Source organism: Humitalea sp. 24SJ18S-53 (assembly GCF_050632385.1).
Lineage (GTDB): Bacteria > Pseudomonadota > Alphaproteobacteria > Acetobacterales > Acetobacteraceae > Humitalea.
On record NZ_CP192599.1, the window covers coordinates 430210 to 447201 of the forward strand.

At 68.0% G+C, this 16992-nt stretch carries 11 protein-coding genes; 8 read left to right on the forward strand and 3 right to left on the reverse strand.

All coding sequences use genetic code 11. The features are described from left to right. Positions 1–2: 2 nt before the first annotated feature. Positions 3–788, reverse strand: coding sequence for a GntR family transcriptional regulator (locus tag ACQW02_RS02055; protein WP_431283618.1), 786 nt, complete (start codon positions 786–788; stop codon positions 3–5). Between the two features lie 139 nt (positions 789–927). On the opposite strand from ACQW02_RS02055, the gene ACQW02_RS02060 reads away from it, so the two are divergent. Genes ACQW02_RS02060 through ACQW02_RS02085 form a run of 6 tightly spaced genes read left to right on the forward strand, consistent with a single transcriptional unit; the run spans position 928 to position 7128 of the window. Beyond that, entirely contained in the window at positions 928–2349 is a 1422-nt protein-coding gene (locus ACQW02_RS02060) for an MmgE/PrpD family protein (protein WP_431283619.1), read from the forward strand. A 26-nt stretch (positions 2350–2375) separates the two neighbouring features. Next, a complete protein-coding gene (locus ACQW02_RS02065; RefSeq protein WP_431283620.1) occupies positions 2376–3242 on the forward strand; it encodes a transporter substrate-binding domain-containing protein in 867 nt (288 codons plus the stop codon). Further along, positions 3242–4390: a thiolase family protein gene (locus ACQW02_RS02070; protein WP_431283621.1), complete on the forward strand. Its 1149-nt coding sequence runs from the start codon at positions 3242–3244 to the stop codon at positions 4388–4390. Before ACQW02_RS02065 ends, ACQW02_RS02070 begins: the two co-directional genes overlap by 1 nt. Continuing rightward, positions 4387–4797, forward strand: coding sequence for a Zn-ribbon domain-containing OB-fold protein (locus ACQW02_RS02075; protein WP_431283622.1), 411 nt, complete (start codon positions 4387–4389; stop codon positions 4795–4797). The genes ACQW02_RS02070 and ACQW02_RS02075 overlap by 4 nt, the downstream gene beginning before the upstream one ends. Next, the gene (locus ACQW02_RS02080; protein ID WP_431283623.1) at positions 4794–6455 is read left to right on the forward strand and encodes a class I adenylate-forming enzyme family protein; all 1662 of its coding nucleotides are present in this window, start codon (positions 4794–4796) and stop codon (positions 6453–6455) included. Before ACQW02_RS02075 ends, ACQW02_RS02080 begins: the two co-directional genes overlap by 4 nt. A gap of 4 nt (positions 6456–6459) precedes the next feature. Next, a complete protein-coding gene (locus tag ACQW02_RS02085) occupies positions 6460–7128 on the forward strand; it encodes an amino acid ABC transporter permease (RefSeq protein ID WP_431283624.1) in 669 nt (222 codons plus the stop codon). A gap of 136 nt (positions 7129–7264) precedes the next feature. On the opposite strand, the gene ACQW02_RS02090 is transcribed toward ACQW02_RS02085, so the two are convergent. Beyond that, positions 7265–8350, reverse strand: coding sequence for an NAD(P)/FAD-dependent oxidoreductase (locus ACQW02_RS02090; RefSeq protein WP_431283625.1), 1086 nt, complete (start codon positions 8348–8350; stop codon positions 7265–7267). Further along, complete coding sequence (locus tag ACQW02_RS02095) at positions 8334–11159, reverse strand: LodA/GoxA family CTQ-dependent oxidase (protein ID WP_431283626.1); 2826 nt, start codon at positions 11157–11159, stop codon at positions 8334–8336. Before ACQW02_RS02095 ends, ACQW02_RS02090 begins: the two co-directional genes overlap by 17 nt. Here ACQW02_RS02095 and ACQW02_RS02100 point away from each other — a divergent pair. Then, a complete protein-coding gene (locus tag ACQW02_RS02100; RefSeq protein WP_431283627.1) occupies positions 11055–14228 on the forward strand; it encodes a DUF6603 domain-containing protein in 3174 nt (1057 codons plus the stop codon). The genes ACQW02_RS02095 and ACQW02_RS02100 overlap by 105 nt on opposite strands. Before the next feature lie 16 nt (positions 14229–14244). Further along, a complete protein-coding gene (locus ACQW02_RS02105) occupies positions 14245–16992 on the forward strand; it encodes a hypothetical protein (RefSeq protein ID WP_431283628.1) in 2748 nt (915 codons plus the stop codon).

Below are 16992 nucleotides of genomic sequence, written 5' to 3' on the forward strand. Positions count from 1 at the left end.
GGCTAATCCCCGTCCGGCATGCGGGGCGCGGCGCGGAACAACTCCACCGTCTGCTGGTAGCGATCCGGGCGGCCGTGGATGCAGGCATATTCCAGCGCGCCGCCGCTGCGCGCGAAATAGGTGCGTTCCAGCCGCAGCAACGCGGTGCCGACCGGCACCTGCAACCGCCGCGCGAGATCGGCATCCGCCGCCTCGGCCGAGGACACTTGCCGCGCGCGATACGCCTGCACGCCGCAATACCGCTCCACCAGGTGCAGCAGCCGGTTGCTGTGCAACTGCGCCGCCCAATCCTCGGGAAAGCGCTCGGCGAAGGCGCCGGCGATGTAGATCCGCGCATACGCATAGGGGCCTGGCTCGCCCACGCGCAGCCAGCCGAACTGGGCGAGGCGCGATCCCGGCGCCAGTTGCAGTTTCGCCGCGATCTCGGGATGGCTGCCGGCGGGCAGCAGGTCCAGGGTCGGGTCTTCCATGCGGCCGCGGAAGCCGCGATCCACCATATCCTCCAGCGACTGTGCCACCCAGTGCTGGCTCTCGGCTTCCGGGTCCAGCACGAAGGTGCCCTTGCCGGCCTGGCGCCGCACCAGCCCCTGGCTGACCAACTGCTGCACCGCCGCGCGGATGGTGTGCCGGCTGACGCCGAATTCCCGCAGCAGCAGGTCCTCGGTCGGCAATTGCGCGCCCACGGGATAGCTGCCGCCGGCGATGCGCCGTCGGAGCGTCTGGGAAATCCGGTAGTAGGCGGGCGTCGGGTCGCGGGTGGCCGCGCCGTTGCCGTGAAACCTGTCCATGCGTCCGCTAATCCGGATGTTTCGCTCCCGGCGTCAAGCACGAGAGGCGGGTGCGAAGCTCTTGCTGTCCAATTGTACGTATGTTTGTATCTCGTTGGAAGGCCAAGACCTCCACCATCGCTGTTTGAGGAGCCATCGCGTGCTGCAACAGGTGCCGACCGTCGCCACGACAACGCCCCAACCCCCGCTGGGCTCGACGCGTGAACTGGCGGGTTTCCTGGCCGGCCTGGTGCCGGAGGCGGTGCCCCCAGCGGCGATCGACGCGGCCAAGGTGATGGTGCTCGACCTGCTTGGCTGCATGCTGGGCGCCATGCGCACGCCGGAAGTGGCGATGGCCGCCGGCGTGATGGAGGCCCTGGGCGGCACGCCCGACTGCACCGCGATCGGCTTCCGCTTCCGCACATCCTGCCAGAATGCCGCCTATCTCAATGGCGTCACCTCGCATGTCATCGAACTGGACGACACGCACCGGGATTCCATCACCCATGTCGGCTCCCCCGTCATCCCGGCGGCGCTGGCGATGGCCGAACGGGGCGGGGCCAGCGGTCTCGAATTCCTGATGTCCGTCGTCGTGGGCTACGAGGCCTGTCTGCGCGTCGCCAATGCGGTGCAGCCGTCGCACTGGCGTCGTGGCTTCCTCAGCATGGGCACCTGCGGCACCTTCGGTGCGGCTGCTGCATCGGCACATCTCTTGCGGTTGGATGCCGACCGGCTGGCGGATGCGCTCGGCCTCGCCGGCATCCAGGCGGGCGGCTTGAACAGCAGCATCTATGGCGAGGGCGACATGGGCAAGCGCCTCTGCCCCGGCCATGCCGCCGGCACGGGCATCGTATCCGCCCTGCTGGCCGAGCGCGGCTTTACGGGCAGCCGCAACATTTTCGAACAGCGCAAGGGTTTCTGTGAATCCTTCGCCGATGACTACGACATTTCGCGCATCACCGCCGATCTCGGGAAGGTCTGGGAAGTCACCCGCACCAGCCTGAAGCCCTATTCCTGCTGCCGCTACAACCACGCGGCGATCGACGGCATGCTCGACATCATGCAGGCCGAGGCCATCACGGCTGGCGATATCGCCGGCATCACCGTGCGTACCTACGACATCGCCGTGACCAACCGGCCGCATCGCGTGCAGCCGCACACCTTGTTCGATGCCAAGATGAGCATCCCCTTCAGCCTGGCCGTCGCCGCGCGCAAGGGCGCCCTGGCCGAACATGATTTCACCGAGGACCTTCTGGCCGACACCAGTCTGCAGGATTTCGCCGGCCAGGTGCGGGTCGAGGCCGATGCCGCGATGTCCGCGGCCTTCCCGCGCGAATGGCCGGCCGAGGTCCAGGTGGCGTTGCGCGACGGACGCGGCTTCTCCCGCCTCGTGCCCTATCCCAAGGGTGAGCCGGAAGCACCGATGACCCAGGCCGAAGTGGAGACGAAGTTCCGCGACCTGGCCCATGTCGCCATCACCCCGGACGCCGCGAACCAGGTGATCGCGCTGGTGAACGGGCTGGACCGCGCGACCGGCGTGGCATCGCTGATGGCCGCGATCACCAAGGGCCTGCGCAACTAGCGAACACGCTGTTGGAGACCACGAAGATGCTGAACCGCCGTCAAGTCTACGGAACGCTCGGCCTGGGGGGCGCGCTGCTGGTGCAGGGCGCACCGGCCATCGCCCAGGCCCCCGCGCCCATTCCCGTGGCACCTGCCCCCACGGGTCCCTCCACGCTGGAACGCATCCTGGCGTCGAAGAAACTGCGCATTGCCGTGGTGGCGAACCAGGAACCCTATTTCCGCAAGAACCTGCAAACCGGCCAATGGACCGGCTTCTGCCTCTCCATGGCGCGCGACATCGCGGAGCAGTTGGGCGTCGAGTTGGAGTTGCTGGAAAGCACTTGGGGCAATTCGGTGCTCGACCTGCAATCCAACAAGATCGACATGGCCTTTGGGTTGAACCCGACCGCGCGGCGCGCGCTGGTCATCGATTTCCCCAATGCGATGTTCTTCAACATCTCCTCGCTGGTGGCCAAACGCGGCTTCTCGCCGCGCACCTGGGCGGATCTGAACAAGCCCGAGGTGAGGATCGCCTTCGACGTCGGCACCTCACGCGAAACCATCGTCCGCCGTTTCGCCCCGCGCGCGACGCATGTCGGCTACCGTACCTCGCCCGAATGCGTGCTCTCGGTCGCCAGCGGGCGGTCCGATGTGTTTGCCTGTTCGGTCTTCCTCGGCCTCGCGGCACGCAAGCAGAACCCGAACCTTGGCGAGTTCATCATGCCGACGCCGATGGTGCGGACCACCACCACGGCCGCCATCCAATACGATCGGGACGGGCGCTTCCGGCAGTTCATCAATGCCTGGGTCGATTTCAACCGCGGCACCGGCCAGGTGCGCGAATGGATCCTGGCCTCGCTCGGTGACATGGGCATCGAGCAATCCGACCTGCCACCGGATCTTGAATTCTGATGGCGTCCAGCGGCATCGGCATCATCGGCTACGGCAGTTCCGCCTATGAAAAGGGGGCGCCCCGGGCCGAATTGTCCTACTTCGTCGATGCCGCCCAGGCGGCGCTGACCAGCGCCGGGCTCGGCTGGGATGTGATCGACGGCCTGTCCACCAGTTCCACCACGATCCAGCCGGACAATGCGGTGACCACGGCCGAACAATTCGGCCTGTCCATCACCTGGGCCAGCGTGTCCAACGCCGGCGGCGCCGGCGCCGTGGTCAATGTGCTGGACGCGGTGCGGGCGATCGAGGCCGGTCGCGCCACGCATGTGCTGTGCCTCGCCGGCGCCGCGCAGGACAGCACCTATTTCCGCGACCGCGTCGCCCGCTTCAACAACGCCGTCGGCGACTGGCTGGCGCCGCATGGCTTTGGCGGCATGAACGGGCTGTTCGGCATCGTCCAGCGCAAGCACATGGACACCTACGGCACGACACGCGCGCAACTCGGCCGCATCGCGGTGGACCAGCGTGCCAATGCGCGGGACAACGACAACGCCCTGCTGCGTGGCGCCATGACCATCGATGACTACCTGAACGCGCCGGTGATCGCCGACCCCCTCGGCCTGTTCGATTGCGTGATGCCCTGTTCCGGCGCCGAGGCGATCCTGGTCGGTCCGCTCGACCGCGTGCCTGCCGGCAAGCGCGTGCATCTGCGCGCCGGGCGCGAACGCCACAACCACCCGGTGGGTGAGGTCGCACCGCTGCGCGGCGGCTGGGAAACCTTTCGCGGCGCACTCTACGCCGAGGCCGGCACCGGCCCCGCCGAGATCGATTTGGTCGAAGCCTATGACGACTACCCCATCATGGTGGCGATCCAGCTTGAGGACCTCGGCTTCTGCGCCAAGGGCGAGATCGGCCCTTTCCTGGCGGCGCACCGCATGACCTGGGATGGCGACTTCCCGCTCAATACCGGCGGCGGCCAACTCTCCTGCGGCCAGACCGGCGGCGGCGGTGGCATGATCGGCATCACCGAGGCGGTGCGCCAGTTGCGGCGCGAAGGCGGCCCCCGCCAGGTGCCGCAGGCCCGGCGCGCGCTGGTCTCGGGCTACGGCATGGTCGCCTACGGCCACGGCCTGTCCGCCACCGCGATGATCCTGGAGGGCGCGTGACAACCCTGGCCGCCGACCTGCCGCAGCCGCAGGAATCACCGATCAACGCGCCGATGCTCGCGGCCTGGCGCGATGAAGGCGCGCTCGCCCTGCAGCGCTGCGAGGCCTGCGAACGCACGGTGTTCTACCCGCGCCCGATGTGCCCGCATTGCCACGCAATGCGGCTGGTCTGGACGCGCGCATCCGGCACCGGGCGCATCGTCTCCTACAGCCGCATCCATCGCGGCCTGCCGCCGGTGTTCCGGGCGGATGCCCCCATCGTGCTGGCGGAAATCGCCCTGGCCGAGGGCAGCCTGATGATCGCGCGCGTCATCACGTCCGGTGAGGTGCATGCGGGCATGGCGGTACGCCTGGTGTCGCCGCGGGACGCCCTGCGCTACCCCTTGCCGACCTTCGAACCCGCGTGATCCAGCCCTTCACCGTATCGGCCTCGGCACGCCGTCCCGCCGATGTGCTCGACGCCCTCGCCCTGCATCGCGCCGCCGTGGAGGCGGAAGCGCTGCCGCCGAACATCGGTGCCCTGTTCGACGCCGCCGTCGCGCGTTACGCCGACCGCCCGCTCTGGGTCCCGGTCGATGGCGGCGCGACGCTGACCTACGCCGGTTTTGCGGCCGAGGTCGGCCGCTGCACCGCGGCGCTGCACGGCTTGGGCGTGCGGCGCGGCACCCATGTCGGGCTGATGCTGCCCAGCGTCCCCGCGCTGGCGATCACCTGGATTGCGCTGGCGAAGCTGGGCGCGGTGATGCTGCCGATCAACACGCGCTACACGGCGCGCGAACTCGACCACGTCCTGCGGGAGGGTGAGGTCGCGCTGCTCGTCATCGACCAGGCGCATCGGGCGCTGCTGGAGGCGCGCGAGGATGGCAGCATCCCGCCGCTGCCGCGCGACCGCATCGTGGTGCATGGCGGTGCCACGGGCGGCCGCGCCGGCGAATGGCACGCGCTGCTGGCCGCCGCCGGTCCCGTCCCGACCCTGCCGGCGATCGAGCCGGATGAGTTGATGACCTTGCAATTCACCTCCGGCTCCACCGGCGCGCCCAAGGGTTGCATGCTGACCCATCGCTACTGGGTCACCATCGGCCGTATCCGCTCGATCCAGGGCCCGCCGGTCGAACGCATGCTGATCGACATGCCGTTCCACTACATGGGCGGGCAGTGGCGCTTCCTGATGGCGCTCTACCTCGGCGCCACCGCCTTCGTCGCAGGGCAGCAGAGCCTGGCGCGGCTTCTGGACCGCCTGATCACGCACCGCATCCAGTTCTGTTCCGTCACGCCGGCCCTGGCCAAGCAGGATCCGGATCCGCGCCGCGGGGACCTGGCCCTGACCTGGGCCGGCACCATGGCCCTGCCGCGCGACCTGCATGCGCCGCTTGAAGCACGGCTGAACGATGCGCCGGTCCGCGAGATGTATGGGCTGACCGAGACCGGCGCCGCGCTGGCCATGCCCGTGGCGGTGGATTGGATGGTCGGCAGCGGTGCCTGTGGCCTGTCGGTGCCGTTCCGCGATCTGCGTATCGTCGATTCCGATGGCCAAGACACGCCTTCCGGCGAGATCGGCGAACTTTGGATCGCCGGCGCCGGCGTGATGCAAGGCTACTACCGCAACGATGCTGCCAATGCCGACGCCTTTCGCGGCAAATGGTTCCGCACGGGTGACCTGTTCCGGCGCGATGCCTATGGCTTCTACACCGTGCTCGGCCGCATCAAGGACGTGATCCGCCGCAGTGGCGAGAATGTCTCGGCGATCGAGGTGGAAAGCGTGCTCTGCACCATGCCCGCCATCGTCGAGGCCGCGGCCATCCCGGTGCCCGATGCGCTGCGTGGTGAGGAGGTGAAGGTCTGCCTGACCCTGCGTCCGGGCCTGTCGCCCGGCGACCTGCCGCCAGCGGAGATCCTGGCCTTCTGCCGCGACCGCCTGGCCCGCTTCAAGCTGCCGCGCTACATCGCCTACCTGCCCGAATTGCCGAAGACTCCATCGGGCAAGATCGCCAAGCAGCAACTGCGCCCGCCGGGGGCCGACCTGCGCCTCGATTGCTTCGACGCCGCCGACGGCGTGTGGCGGTGAACGCATGATGGCCTATCAGTGGAATTTCGGGCTGCTGCTGAACTACCTGCCGCTGCTGGGCCATGGCATCATGGTGACCTTGGCCTTCACCCTCGGCACGATCGTGCTGGGGCTGATCATCGGCCTGGCGATCGGCATGGCGCGGCTGTCTCGTCTGTGGATCGTGAATGCGCCGCTGATCCTGCTGACCGAAGTGTTCCGCTGCACGCCGCCACTGGTGCAGTTGGTGTGGTTCTACTACGCGCTGCCGGTGCTGATCGACGTGCAGATACCAGGCACGCTGGCGGCGACCCTGGTGCTGTCCTTCTACGTGGGCGCCTTTTATTCGGAGATTTTTCGCGGCGGCATCATCTCCATCGAAAAGGGCCAGTGGGAGGCGGCGCGCGCGCTCGGCCTGCGGCCCTGGTCGATGATGTGGAAAGTCATCCTGCCGCAGGCGATCCGGCGCATGGTGCCGCCCTTCATGAACCAGTCGGTCATCCAACTGAAGACGACGTCGCTGGTATCGACCATCGCGGTGCCGGACTTGCTCTACAACGGGTCGCTGATCACGGCGGAAACCTATCGGCCGCTTGAGGTCTATACGGTCATCGCGCTGGTCTATTTCTGCCTGCTGTTTCCGGCCACCCGCGCGGTCCAATGGTACGAAAGGCGGCTTGCCGCCAAGCGTTGATGCGATCCAAGTGTCCTGCCCCCGAAGTTTGTCGTTCTTCGCGGCGAAGTTCGGGGATAAGCAGGTCACTGACAAACAAGCCTAGTGTCCCGAATCTGAAATTCGCCGCAGTGCGGCGAATTTCAGATTCGGGACACTAGGCCGCGATCGTACGGGCCAGCGCGTCATTCGCCTCGGCATAGGCATCGGCGCGGCGGCGCAGATGCGTCTCGAACTGATCCGCCAGCGCATCCGCATACAGGGCGCGCAGCGCCGAAGCGCCAGGTCCCGCCGCCGCCAATTCGGCTGCCCGCTCCGCGGTCTCCAGCGCCTTGGTGAAGCCGAGGCCGGAGATCGGATCGAAGGCGATGGCCGCGTCGCCCACCGCCAGCCAGCCTTCGCCCGCCATCGCCTCGGCACGGCTGGGAAACACCGCGTAGGCGGCCTGGCCAACGATCTGCGCGCCCAAGCGCCGCAGGCGCTCCCGCAAATACGGTGCCTGCCGCAGGGTGAGGGGCAGGGCCTCCGCGATCGTGGCCCCCGCCGCTCGCAGCGCGCCGCGGGAGGCGTGGACGGTCAGCGAGAGCATCCCATCCCCGGCGTCGGTCAGGCTCCACCAACTGTCCCGCGTGGCACCGATCATCAGCGGTGACCCCGCCTCCATCAATCCCGGCGACGGGGCGATCCATGTCACCAGGGCGAATTGATCGCCGATCCTGCATCGTGCCACGCCGATGCTGTGCAGGAAGGCCGCGCGCCGGCCAGTCGCATCGATCACGAGCATGGCGCGGATGCGACACACCCGCGCGTCGGCCGTGCGCCGCACCACGGCGTGCCACTGCGTGCCCTGCTGCGCGATGTGCTCCATCGCACCAAGAATCGTTCGCGCGCCGCGCAGGCCCGCGGCGGCGAAGAGTGCCGCGTCCAGGCGCGCGCGGTCGGCGTTGAAACCGGGCGGACCTGGTCCGCCGGCATAGCTGCGGAACGACGGCACCGCGCCGTGCCAGAAGGACAGCACGCCCGGGCTGAACCGGCAGAGCCCCGCCGGCACGCCGAGTGCGGCCAGGCGCGCACGCGCCGAGCCCGCGATGTGCTCACCCGGTCGCGCCGTGTCGTAGCCGTGCCGCTCGACCAGCACGACGCGCAGGCCAAGTTCTGTTGCGCGCAGCGCGAAACCCGCGCCGGCCGGCCCGCCGCCCAGCACCAGGGCGTCGCAGACAATCGGCTCAGATTCCGGGGGCACGCTCTCGCTCGACGAAGCGGTCCGTCCCCTCGCGCCGGACGAAGCCCAGCATGTGCCAGTAGGATTTGTAGAAGCGCACGCTCCGATCCACCGCCGACTCACCCGCGACGGTCGGCAGTGCCGCTTCGGCCATCATCCATTCACGCCCGTCGATGAAGGTGCCCGGCGCCGTCTCCCGCACCACCTGTCCGGCGCGGGACGTCGGCCAATAGGTCTCGTTGCAGGCGGTGTAGTCCTTCTGCCAGGGGATCGCGAGGTCCTTGCCCAGCATGCCCGGCGGATGCGGCGCAGCGCCGTTGCAGGGCTGGAAACGCACGTCCAGGAATCGCCGCGACGCACCGTGGTAGAGCGACCAGTTCTGCGGAATGCCGGCCTCCCGCCCAACCTCGATGCCGGGCAGGAAGGATCCGCCGAGCATCGACCCCAGATGCGCGAGGTCGAGCATCGCCGGCGCGAAGGCCTCCGCCTGCTTCAGCAGTTCGTCAAAATATTCGTCCTGCGTGTGCGCGGCCTGGAAATACGTCGTCAGCGCCGCGCCGACGATGGTGGCATAGAAGGCGTCGTTCTTGGTCGGTGCCGCGGATGCCCAGTCGGTGAAATGATCGTACTGCTCGTGCGTATAGGCGAGTTCCCGCAACAGCGGCATGTCGGCGGGCGTCGCCGGCCAGTAGAGGTCGTCGATCAGGCGCTGCGTGTCGGTCGCCGCCGCGCCGCCCTTCTGCTTGAAGCTCTTTTCCGCACCGCAGAGCCGGGTGGTGCGGTCGATCTTCGGATAGAACTCCTTCAGGTTCGCCGGCTGCGTGACCTCATGCGGAAATGGCAGTCCCGCTTCCGTGGCCTTGACGGCCGCGCCATCGGTCGGATAGCGCGTGCCGTTGTCGAACTGGATGCGCCGACCCAGGCGACGCGGGAACACCTTCTGCGTGTCATAGGTCGTGCTGTCGCTGGCCAGGTTGCTGCGGCTCTTGATGAAATTGCGCGTGTTCCGGTACAGCGTGCCGGGCTTGCGCAGCCGTCCCAACAATCCCTGCTTCAGCCAATCGCGCGGCGTCGCCGTGGAATTGGCCGGCTTGGTCATCTTGCCATTGGCGCGCAGGTCGGCGTCATCCGCCGCATCGCGCGGCCTGATCATCAGCCGCGCGGGCGCGGCCGGCTTGTTGTGCCCAAGCTTGTCGCCCGCCGCATCCGCATGCTTGGCATTGGCGTAGGAGGAGACGTTGTTGACGTCAGTGAAAAGGCAGAGATGCGGCAGGATGTGCACGTCGTAATCCCAGCGGCGGTAGCTGTCCGTCACCGCCTTATCGTCCACCCGCCTGTGCTGGCCGGGCTCGGCCCTCGCCTTCAGTGCGACGTCGGTTGCCTCCAGCGTCGCGTAGCCGCCCTCCAGGCCGATGTCGTGGACGGAGACGAAATGCCCCATGTCCGGTGAATAGTCGGGCAACCCCACCACGCACCAGCCGCCAAGCGCGTTGATCGCCTGGCCCGCCGCCGCCGCCTTCGGTGCGGCAACGCCGTGATCCAGGTAATGCAGCGCCTCCCCGGCGGCGATCCCGGCGGCCAGGCGCAGCTTCGCCATGTCCGGCTTGATCACGGCCGTGACGGGCCCATCGGCGGCGCTGTCGAACCAGTTGTCCGACCACAGGCCGGACGGTCGCGTCGTACCCTGCGTGTCGCCGCTATTGCCGATGACGAGCAGCCGGCCCGTGACCTTGGCCTTGTCGGCGCTCGTCTGTTCCAGCAGCAGCGTGCCGAGCGCCGGCAGCGCCGCATTCTTCACCAGCACCGCGGCTTTCGCACCGCCGGCGGTGCTGACGCTGAGCGGCGCCGCGGAGCGATTGAACGCGTTCTTGCGGCCGCCTGTGCTGGTGATGGATTTCACATTGCCCAGCCAAACCTGCCATTCGATCTCTGCGATCTCGGCCGATACCTCGACGACGCGCAGCGGTTCCGCGGTCGGCTCGGCGCTGCCGTAGACATAGGCGAAGATGCGAAAGCGCGCGGCCTGCGGCATCACGCGCCCGGCATTGTCCTTGTACTTATTCGTCGCCGCATCGGTTGTGTTCAGAATCGCGAATCCCGCGGCCTTCACGTCTTTTGAGACATTGGCGACAAAGTCCCATGGATGCGTGCGCGGCGTGGGGTTGGGGCGAAGTCTCGAAAATTTCTCCTGGAGAAAAATCGGAAACTCATTCGAGATATGAAACGCCGCAGGGCTGTTCCCCATGCGCGCGATTCCGACCGCCGGATGAACGCGGAACTGGATGTGTCGCATCGGTTCATTCCTTGCTTCACGCGCGCATTCTTTTATTGACTCGATGCGCATTGCAAGTAATCGTTTCCGTACTGCAGCCTCACGCCGCCCTCCTTCGGAAAGGCCGTTGCGATGCCAGGTGCGGCCGAACGCGGGCTCGCGGAACTCGGGTTTTTCTTCGCGCCGACCATCGCTGCGCTGCAGACGCCGCAGCGTTTCGCCATCCTGATGCGCCGCTTCGGATTTCCTTTCCAGGGCGCGGAACTCGCCGCCGCCATCAACACCCTCGGTCCGCTGCGCAATGGTGCGGAGGCGCTGGTGGATATCGCCGGCCGCGTGGTCGACAACGGCTTCAAGAAATCCGATATCGCCGATCTCGTCTCGGCCGCCAAGCCTGTCTTCCAACAGGTCTCCACCATCGCACAACCCTTCCAGGGCATTGTCCCGCAGGGCATGGGCGCGCAGGCCTACGCCAGCGGGTTGCAGACCTTGCCGGAGGAGTTGGTCGATCTGCTGCTGACGGACTGGCTCAGCGCGCGGCTGCCTTTCGCGCTGCACGGCCTTGCCCTGATCGACGTCTATCGCCCCTTCGGCGTGCCCGCCACGGGCGATCCGGCATCCCGTGGCATCGCCTATACGCGCCATCTCTACGACTGGTCGCGCATCGGCCTGTTGTTCTCCGATGCCGATGCATGGGCGCGCGAATCCTATGGCTGGGGCATCGATTTCGACAGTGACAAGGCGCTGCACCGCATCGGGGAAGCGCTGCGCTTCATCGGCGGCACGGCCTATCTGGAGGACCTGACGGAGCCGCAGATCCAGGCCTTTGTCCCGCATCTCGCCAATTCGCCCTTCGCCATAGCCATGATGAAGGCGCCGATCATCAAGGCGGCGGGGGCGCCGGTCGCGGCGGAATTCGGCATCGCCGCGCTGCCGGTCTCAAGCGGATCGCCGGCCTCCAAGGGGCTGGGCATCGCGCCCTATGCGGAAGGCACCATCGCGCAGACGCTGACGCCGGCGGATGGATTCAAGATCACCATCCAGGGGTCCGTCGGTGCTGTCGGCGGCGTCGTCTTCCAGTTCCAACCCGGCACCGCGACGGTGCGCAAGGGCATTGGCGCCACCGCCTATGATGGCGATTTCGGCGTCGAACTGCTGGTCGGGCCGGATGATCCCGCCCAGAAACTGATCTTCTTCGGCGATGCCGACAGCACCCGCGTTCAGGCGGATGCCGTCATCGCGCGGATTGGCGGTTCCGCCAGCAATGTCGCGGTGGATTTTCACCTCGCCGCGGGCGTGAAGGGACTGACCGCGATCATCGATCCCGGCGACGATGGCCTGCTGTCGGCCGTCATCAGCGCGCCCATCATCATCTCCGGCGGCGACCTGGTCATCGGCTGGCGTAGCGGCAAGGGCATCTATTTCGAGGGCGGGACCGCCATCGAGATCACTGTCCCCGTGGATCTCGACCTGGGGCCGATCCACATCCACGAATTCGGCCTGGCGCTGGGTCTCGCACGGCCGGTCTCCATCACCGTCACCACCTCGCTCGACCTCACCCTCGGCCCGCTCTACGCCTATGCCGAGAAGATTGGGCTGAAGGCCACGCTGCTCGAGGATGCGAACGGCCGCTTCGGCAAGCATGATCTCCGCTTCGGCTTCGTGCCGCCGAGCGGCTACGCCATCGCGCTCGACGCCGCGCCGATCGAAGGCGGTGGGCTGCTGTCCATCGGGGACCATGAATACCGCGGCGCGCTGGCGCTGAAGTTCCAGACCTTCGGCTTCTCCGCCTTCGGACTCCTCAACACCCGGATGCCGGATGGCCGCGACGGCTTCAGCTTCGCCGCCTCTATCTTCGGCGAGTTCACCGTGCCGCTGGGGTTCGGCTTCTTCCTCACCGGCATCGGTGGCGTCATCGGCATCAACCGCACGGTGGATACCGACGCGTTGCGCGCGGTCCTCTATGAAGGACGCCTCGACAACATCCTGTTTCCCGCCGACCCCATCCGCAATGCCAAGACCATCCTGGACGACATGGGGGCCATCCTGCCGGTGCGGGAAGGGCAGCACGTCTTCGGCCCCGTCGCGCGGATCGGCTGGGGCCAGCCGGTGCTGATCGAGGTGAAGCTTGGCCTGGTGCTGGAAGTCGGCGCCGATGTGCGGATCGTGATCCTCGGCTCCCTGGGCATCAACCTGCCGACCAAGGATGCCGCCATCGTCGCGCTGAACATCACCTTCTTTGGCGAGATCGACTTCTCGGCCGGTACCATCAGCTTCGACGCGACCTTGGTGAATTCCCGCGTGCTGACCTTCGCGATCGGTGGCGATGCGGCGGTCCGCACGGGCTGGGGGCCGCGTATCGAACACGTCGTGTCGATCGGCGGGCTGCATCCGCAATTCCCCAAGCCGGCGAACCTGCCGGATCTGCGGCGCCTGTCGATCAGCTTCGGCACCAACAATCCACGCATCACGCTGACCGCCTATAGCGCCATCACCTCCAATTCCGTGCAGTTCGGCGCGCGGGCGGAACTCTATGCCAAGGGGCCGGACATCTGGCTGGTCGGCCAGCTCGCCGCCAAGGGTTGGGTCTATTTCGACGCGCTGATCTACTTCGACCCCTTTGCCTTCGACGTGGCGCTCGGTGGCGGGTTGCAGGTCCTGGTCGATGGCGATGTCATCGCCGGGCTGGGCTTCGACCTGCGCCTGCGGGGGCCCAACCGCTTCATCATCGACGGCAGCGTCTGGGTGACCATCTGCGGCATCGACTGCGGCTTCGACATCCATCACGAATGGGGTTCGGCCCGTAAACTGGACACGCCGGGCGCCGATGCCGCGGCGGTGCTGCGCGCGGCCATCGCGGAACGCCGCTCGGTCGAATCCGTGGCCTCCGGCACGCGCTCCTCCGGCGTCACCTTCGTCGATGTGGCGGGCGATGGCGTCGTGCTCGACCCGCTCGGCGGGTTGCGCGTGACGCAGAAGGCGGTGCCGCTCGGCATCGCCATCCAGAAGATCGGTGAGGCGCAGGTGGTCGGCACCGCCAATATGCTCACCCTCAGGGCCTTCGACCGCAACGGGGTGCAGGTCACGACCAGCCCGGTGCGGCAGGATTTCGTGCGCGGCCATTTCTTCCGCCTGTCCGAAGCCGAGCGCCTGCGCGCCACCGCCTTCGAATCCTTCGACGCCGGCTTCGACTTCGCCGACCAGGGCCTGACCGGACCGATCGCCCGCGTGATCGAAGATGTCTATGCCTATGAGTTCATCCCGATCCCGATGGAGGATGACAATGCCGGCTGGGGCAAGCCCTCCATCGGGCTGCATGCGGCCAGTGCCGCCTTCGTCGGGCAGCACCTGCGCAGCAGTCTCGACCAGATCACCCTGCCCAGGGATCTGCGCGGCGTGCGATTGGACGCGCCGCGCCCGGTGTCGCTGCATGCATCGGTCTATGTCGATCAGGCGATGATGGCCGCGGCGCCGCTGCGCACCGTCGGCGACATTCCCGCCGCCGTCGCCGCCGGCGTGGTCTTTTCCGGGCTGACCGTCGCGGAGGATGCGATGCACGCCATGCGGCGCCCGCAGGAGGGCAATCCGGTGGTCAAGGACTACATCGCCATGGCCATGGCCGCCTGAAGGGAGGAACCGCCGCATGGCCCGCTTCGCCCTGTTGCCCCACGCCGCGACGGGCCTCGGCGCCCTCGCGGCGAACCCCGCCGCGGGTGAGACGCGACTGCGCCTCGACATGTCCGTCGACGTCCTGGCGAACGGCACTGCCACCGCGCCGCGTGTGGGCGTCGCCGGTGCGCTGCGCGGCCCGGCCGATGTCATCGGCATCGCGGATGCCATGATCGCCCGCGTCGAACCCGCACCCGGGCTGCGCGGCTTCGAGCCGAACTACATGCCCTTCGTCGAATTCCGCGACGCCGACTTTCCCTGGCGCTACGCGATCGAACAGGCCGATGCCAACGACCGCCGCAAACCCTGGCTCGCCCTGATTGCGCTGAAGGCGGCGGAGTTCGAATCCATCAACCGCGGCAGCGGACCCCTTGCGCGCATCAAGGTCCTCTCGCCGCGCGACAGCCTGCCCGACCTCGCGCAAAGCTGGGCCACGGCGCATGTGCAACTCAACCTCGGTGAGGCCGCCGGCACCGCCGCCCAGGTGCTGCGGGAGCGGGAGGAGGATAGTTTTGCCCGGCTGCTCTGCCTGCGGAAGTTGGAGCCGAACACCGCCTACTTCACCTTCCTGGTGCCGGCCTACGAGACGGGGCGCCGGGTCGGGCTCGGCCAACCCGCACTGGCGCCCGGCGCGGCCGCCAACGCCTTCCGCGCCCCCGCCTGGCAGGCTGCCTCCACCGATCCGGTCGATCTGCCCGTCTATGGCCAATGGCGTTTCATCACCGATGCGCTGGAGGATCTGGAAGTCCTGATGCGCCGCCTGCGCGCATTGCGCGCGGATGAGGCGAATGAACCCGGCGCCCCGGGCCGCGCCTCCGCCGCGAAGCCGGGCTATCCGCTGTACAGAAAGCCCGGTGCCCAGTTCACCATCGAATGCGCGATGCGGCAGCCCGACCAGCCCGCCGCCCCCTTCGAAACCGACGAACCGCTGATGGACGCCATGGTGGTCACCCTGGGCCAGGTGATCGCCGGGGAGAATGCGGACGAGGACGATGAAGATCCGCTCGTCGCCTTCCCGCCGCATGGCTTTCGCTTCCGGCCGGAGGACAGCGTCTCCAAAGCCTCCGCCAGGGCCAACCACTGGTTCCACCGCATCAACCTGGACCTGAAGTTCCGCCTCGCCGCCGGGCTGGGGGCGGATGCGGTGCGCCGTGGGCAGGAATTGTTCATGCACCACGCCTGGCTGCAATACGACGAGATCGAGGCCGCCAACGCCGCCCTCGCCCGGGCGGAACTGGCGAAGCATCTCGCCGCGCGCCTGGCCGAACGGCATTTCGCGCGCCTGCCGGATGAAGTGGCCGTCGCGTTGGCGGAGCCGATCCAACCCTATGCGCGCGCCGCCGGCGGTTTTGCCGTGGTGGATACGCTGCGCCGCAGCGGCGTGCCCGTCAGCTTCGCCAGCCGCGCGCTGCGGCATGTCGCGGCCAAGCGCCCCGTCGCATCCGCCTCCATCGGCGGCGCCAAGGCCGTGCCGATGCCCGGCCTGCCCGGCGACACAATGCTCTCCCCACGATTGCGTGCGGAGCGGCGCTACGTGCCGAACCTCGAGATCATCCAGGGCTCCATGACACGGACCTTGCTGGCCTTCAGCGACGGCTTGTCCGGCGTCGCGCCGACGCGCGCGCTCCTGGCGCAGAACCGCCCGATCGCCGGACGCGTCGCGGTGCAACCCTTCGAAGGCATCAGCATCACCAAGCCGCTGGTGGACATGGTCCGTGCCCTGCCGGGCGCGAAGGTGCGTGCCACGCTCACCGGCCTCACCCCGCCGGAAGCGGAGGCGATCCGGCCGATCTGGCGCGCCCCGTCGCTGCCCTTCCCGCTGGTGGAATGGCTGCGCCAGGCCGATCCGGCGGCCATCCTGTCCAACGCTTCCGCCCTGCCGGAGAACACGCTGGCCTTCTTCGTCGAGAACCGGCCCTTCATCGAGGCCTTCATGACCGGCGCCAATCATGAGATGAACAACGAACTCCGCTGGCGCGAATTCCCGACCGACATGCGCGGCACCGTGCTTGCCCGCTTCTGGGACAAGGCGGATCCCCTGGCGGTGGACATTCCCGAACTCCATCGCTGGCGCGGCACGCTCGGGTCCCATTATCCGGCGGGGGACGACCAGCAACCCAACCTGATCGTGGTTATCCGCGGCGACATCGTGCGCAAGCTGCGGACACCGATCATGGAGATCAACTTCGCCGCCGCCGCCAATACCTTCGTGCCCTATGGCGGTGAACGGCATGAGGCGACGTTCCACGGCACGCTCGGCGCCGACATCGCCTATTGGGGCTTCAATGTCTCGCAGGCGGCGGTGAAGGCGGCGGGGCAGCGCTGCTTCTTCGTCATCTACGAACCGATGGGCCTGTTCCGCTTCGGGCTGGATGTCGCGACGGCGGCCACGCGCAATGCGCGGCGTGATCCCGCCACGCTGAACCTGGCCTTTCCGGTCGCCGCCGTCGCGCGCGCCTGGCGGCCGCTGCCGCGTGGCGCGCTGCTGCGCCCGCTGGCCGTCACGACCGCGCCACCGCCGCCGGCCTCACTGGACGACCTCTCCTGGGGGCATATGCGGATCAGCCCAAGCGGCTACATCGACGTGGGGCAAAGCCTGGCGGTGCCGTCGCCGGCCGGCCTCCCGCCGCTGTGGGACGCGGCGCGGACCTCGGCCAGCCTCGCGCGGTCCTTCTGGCAGAAGCCGCTGGCCGCCTATATGCCGCTGGCGCGGGTGACGTGA

Excerpts from the sequence above, each read along its gene's own strand:
- ACQW02_RS02085 (WP_431283624.1), top strand. The coding sequence starts at position 6,460 with ATGATGGCCTATCAGTGGAATTTCGGGCTGCTGCTGAACTACCTGCCG.
- ACQW02_RS02065 (WP_431283620.1), top strand. The coding sequence starts at position 2,376 with ATGCTGAACCGCCGTCAAGTCTACGGAACGCTCGGCCTGGGGGGCGCG.
- ACQW02_RS02105 (WP_431283628.1), top strand. The coding sequence starts at position 14,245 with ATGGCCCGCTTCGCCCTGTTGCCCCACGCCGCGACGGGCCTCGGCGCC.
- ACQW02_RS02055 (WP_431283618.1), bottom strand. The coding sequence starts at position 788 with ATGGACAGGTTTCACGGCAACGGCGCGGCCACCCGCGACCCGACGCCC.
- ACQW02_RS02100 (WP_431283627.1), top strand. The coding sequence starts at position 11,055 with ATGGGCGCGCAGGCCTACGCCAGCGGGTTGCAGACCTTGCCGGAGGAG.
- ACQW02_RS02070 (WP_431283621.1), top strand. The coding sequence starts at position 3,242 with ATGGCGTCCAGCGGCATCGGCATCATCGGCTACGGCAGTTCCGCCTAT.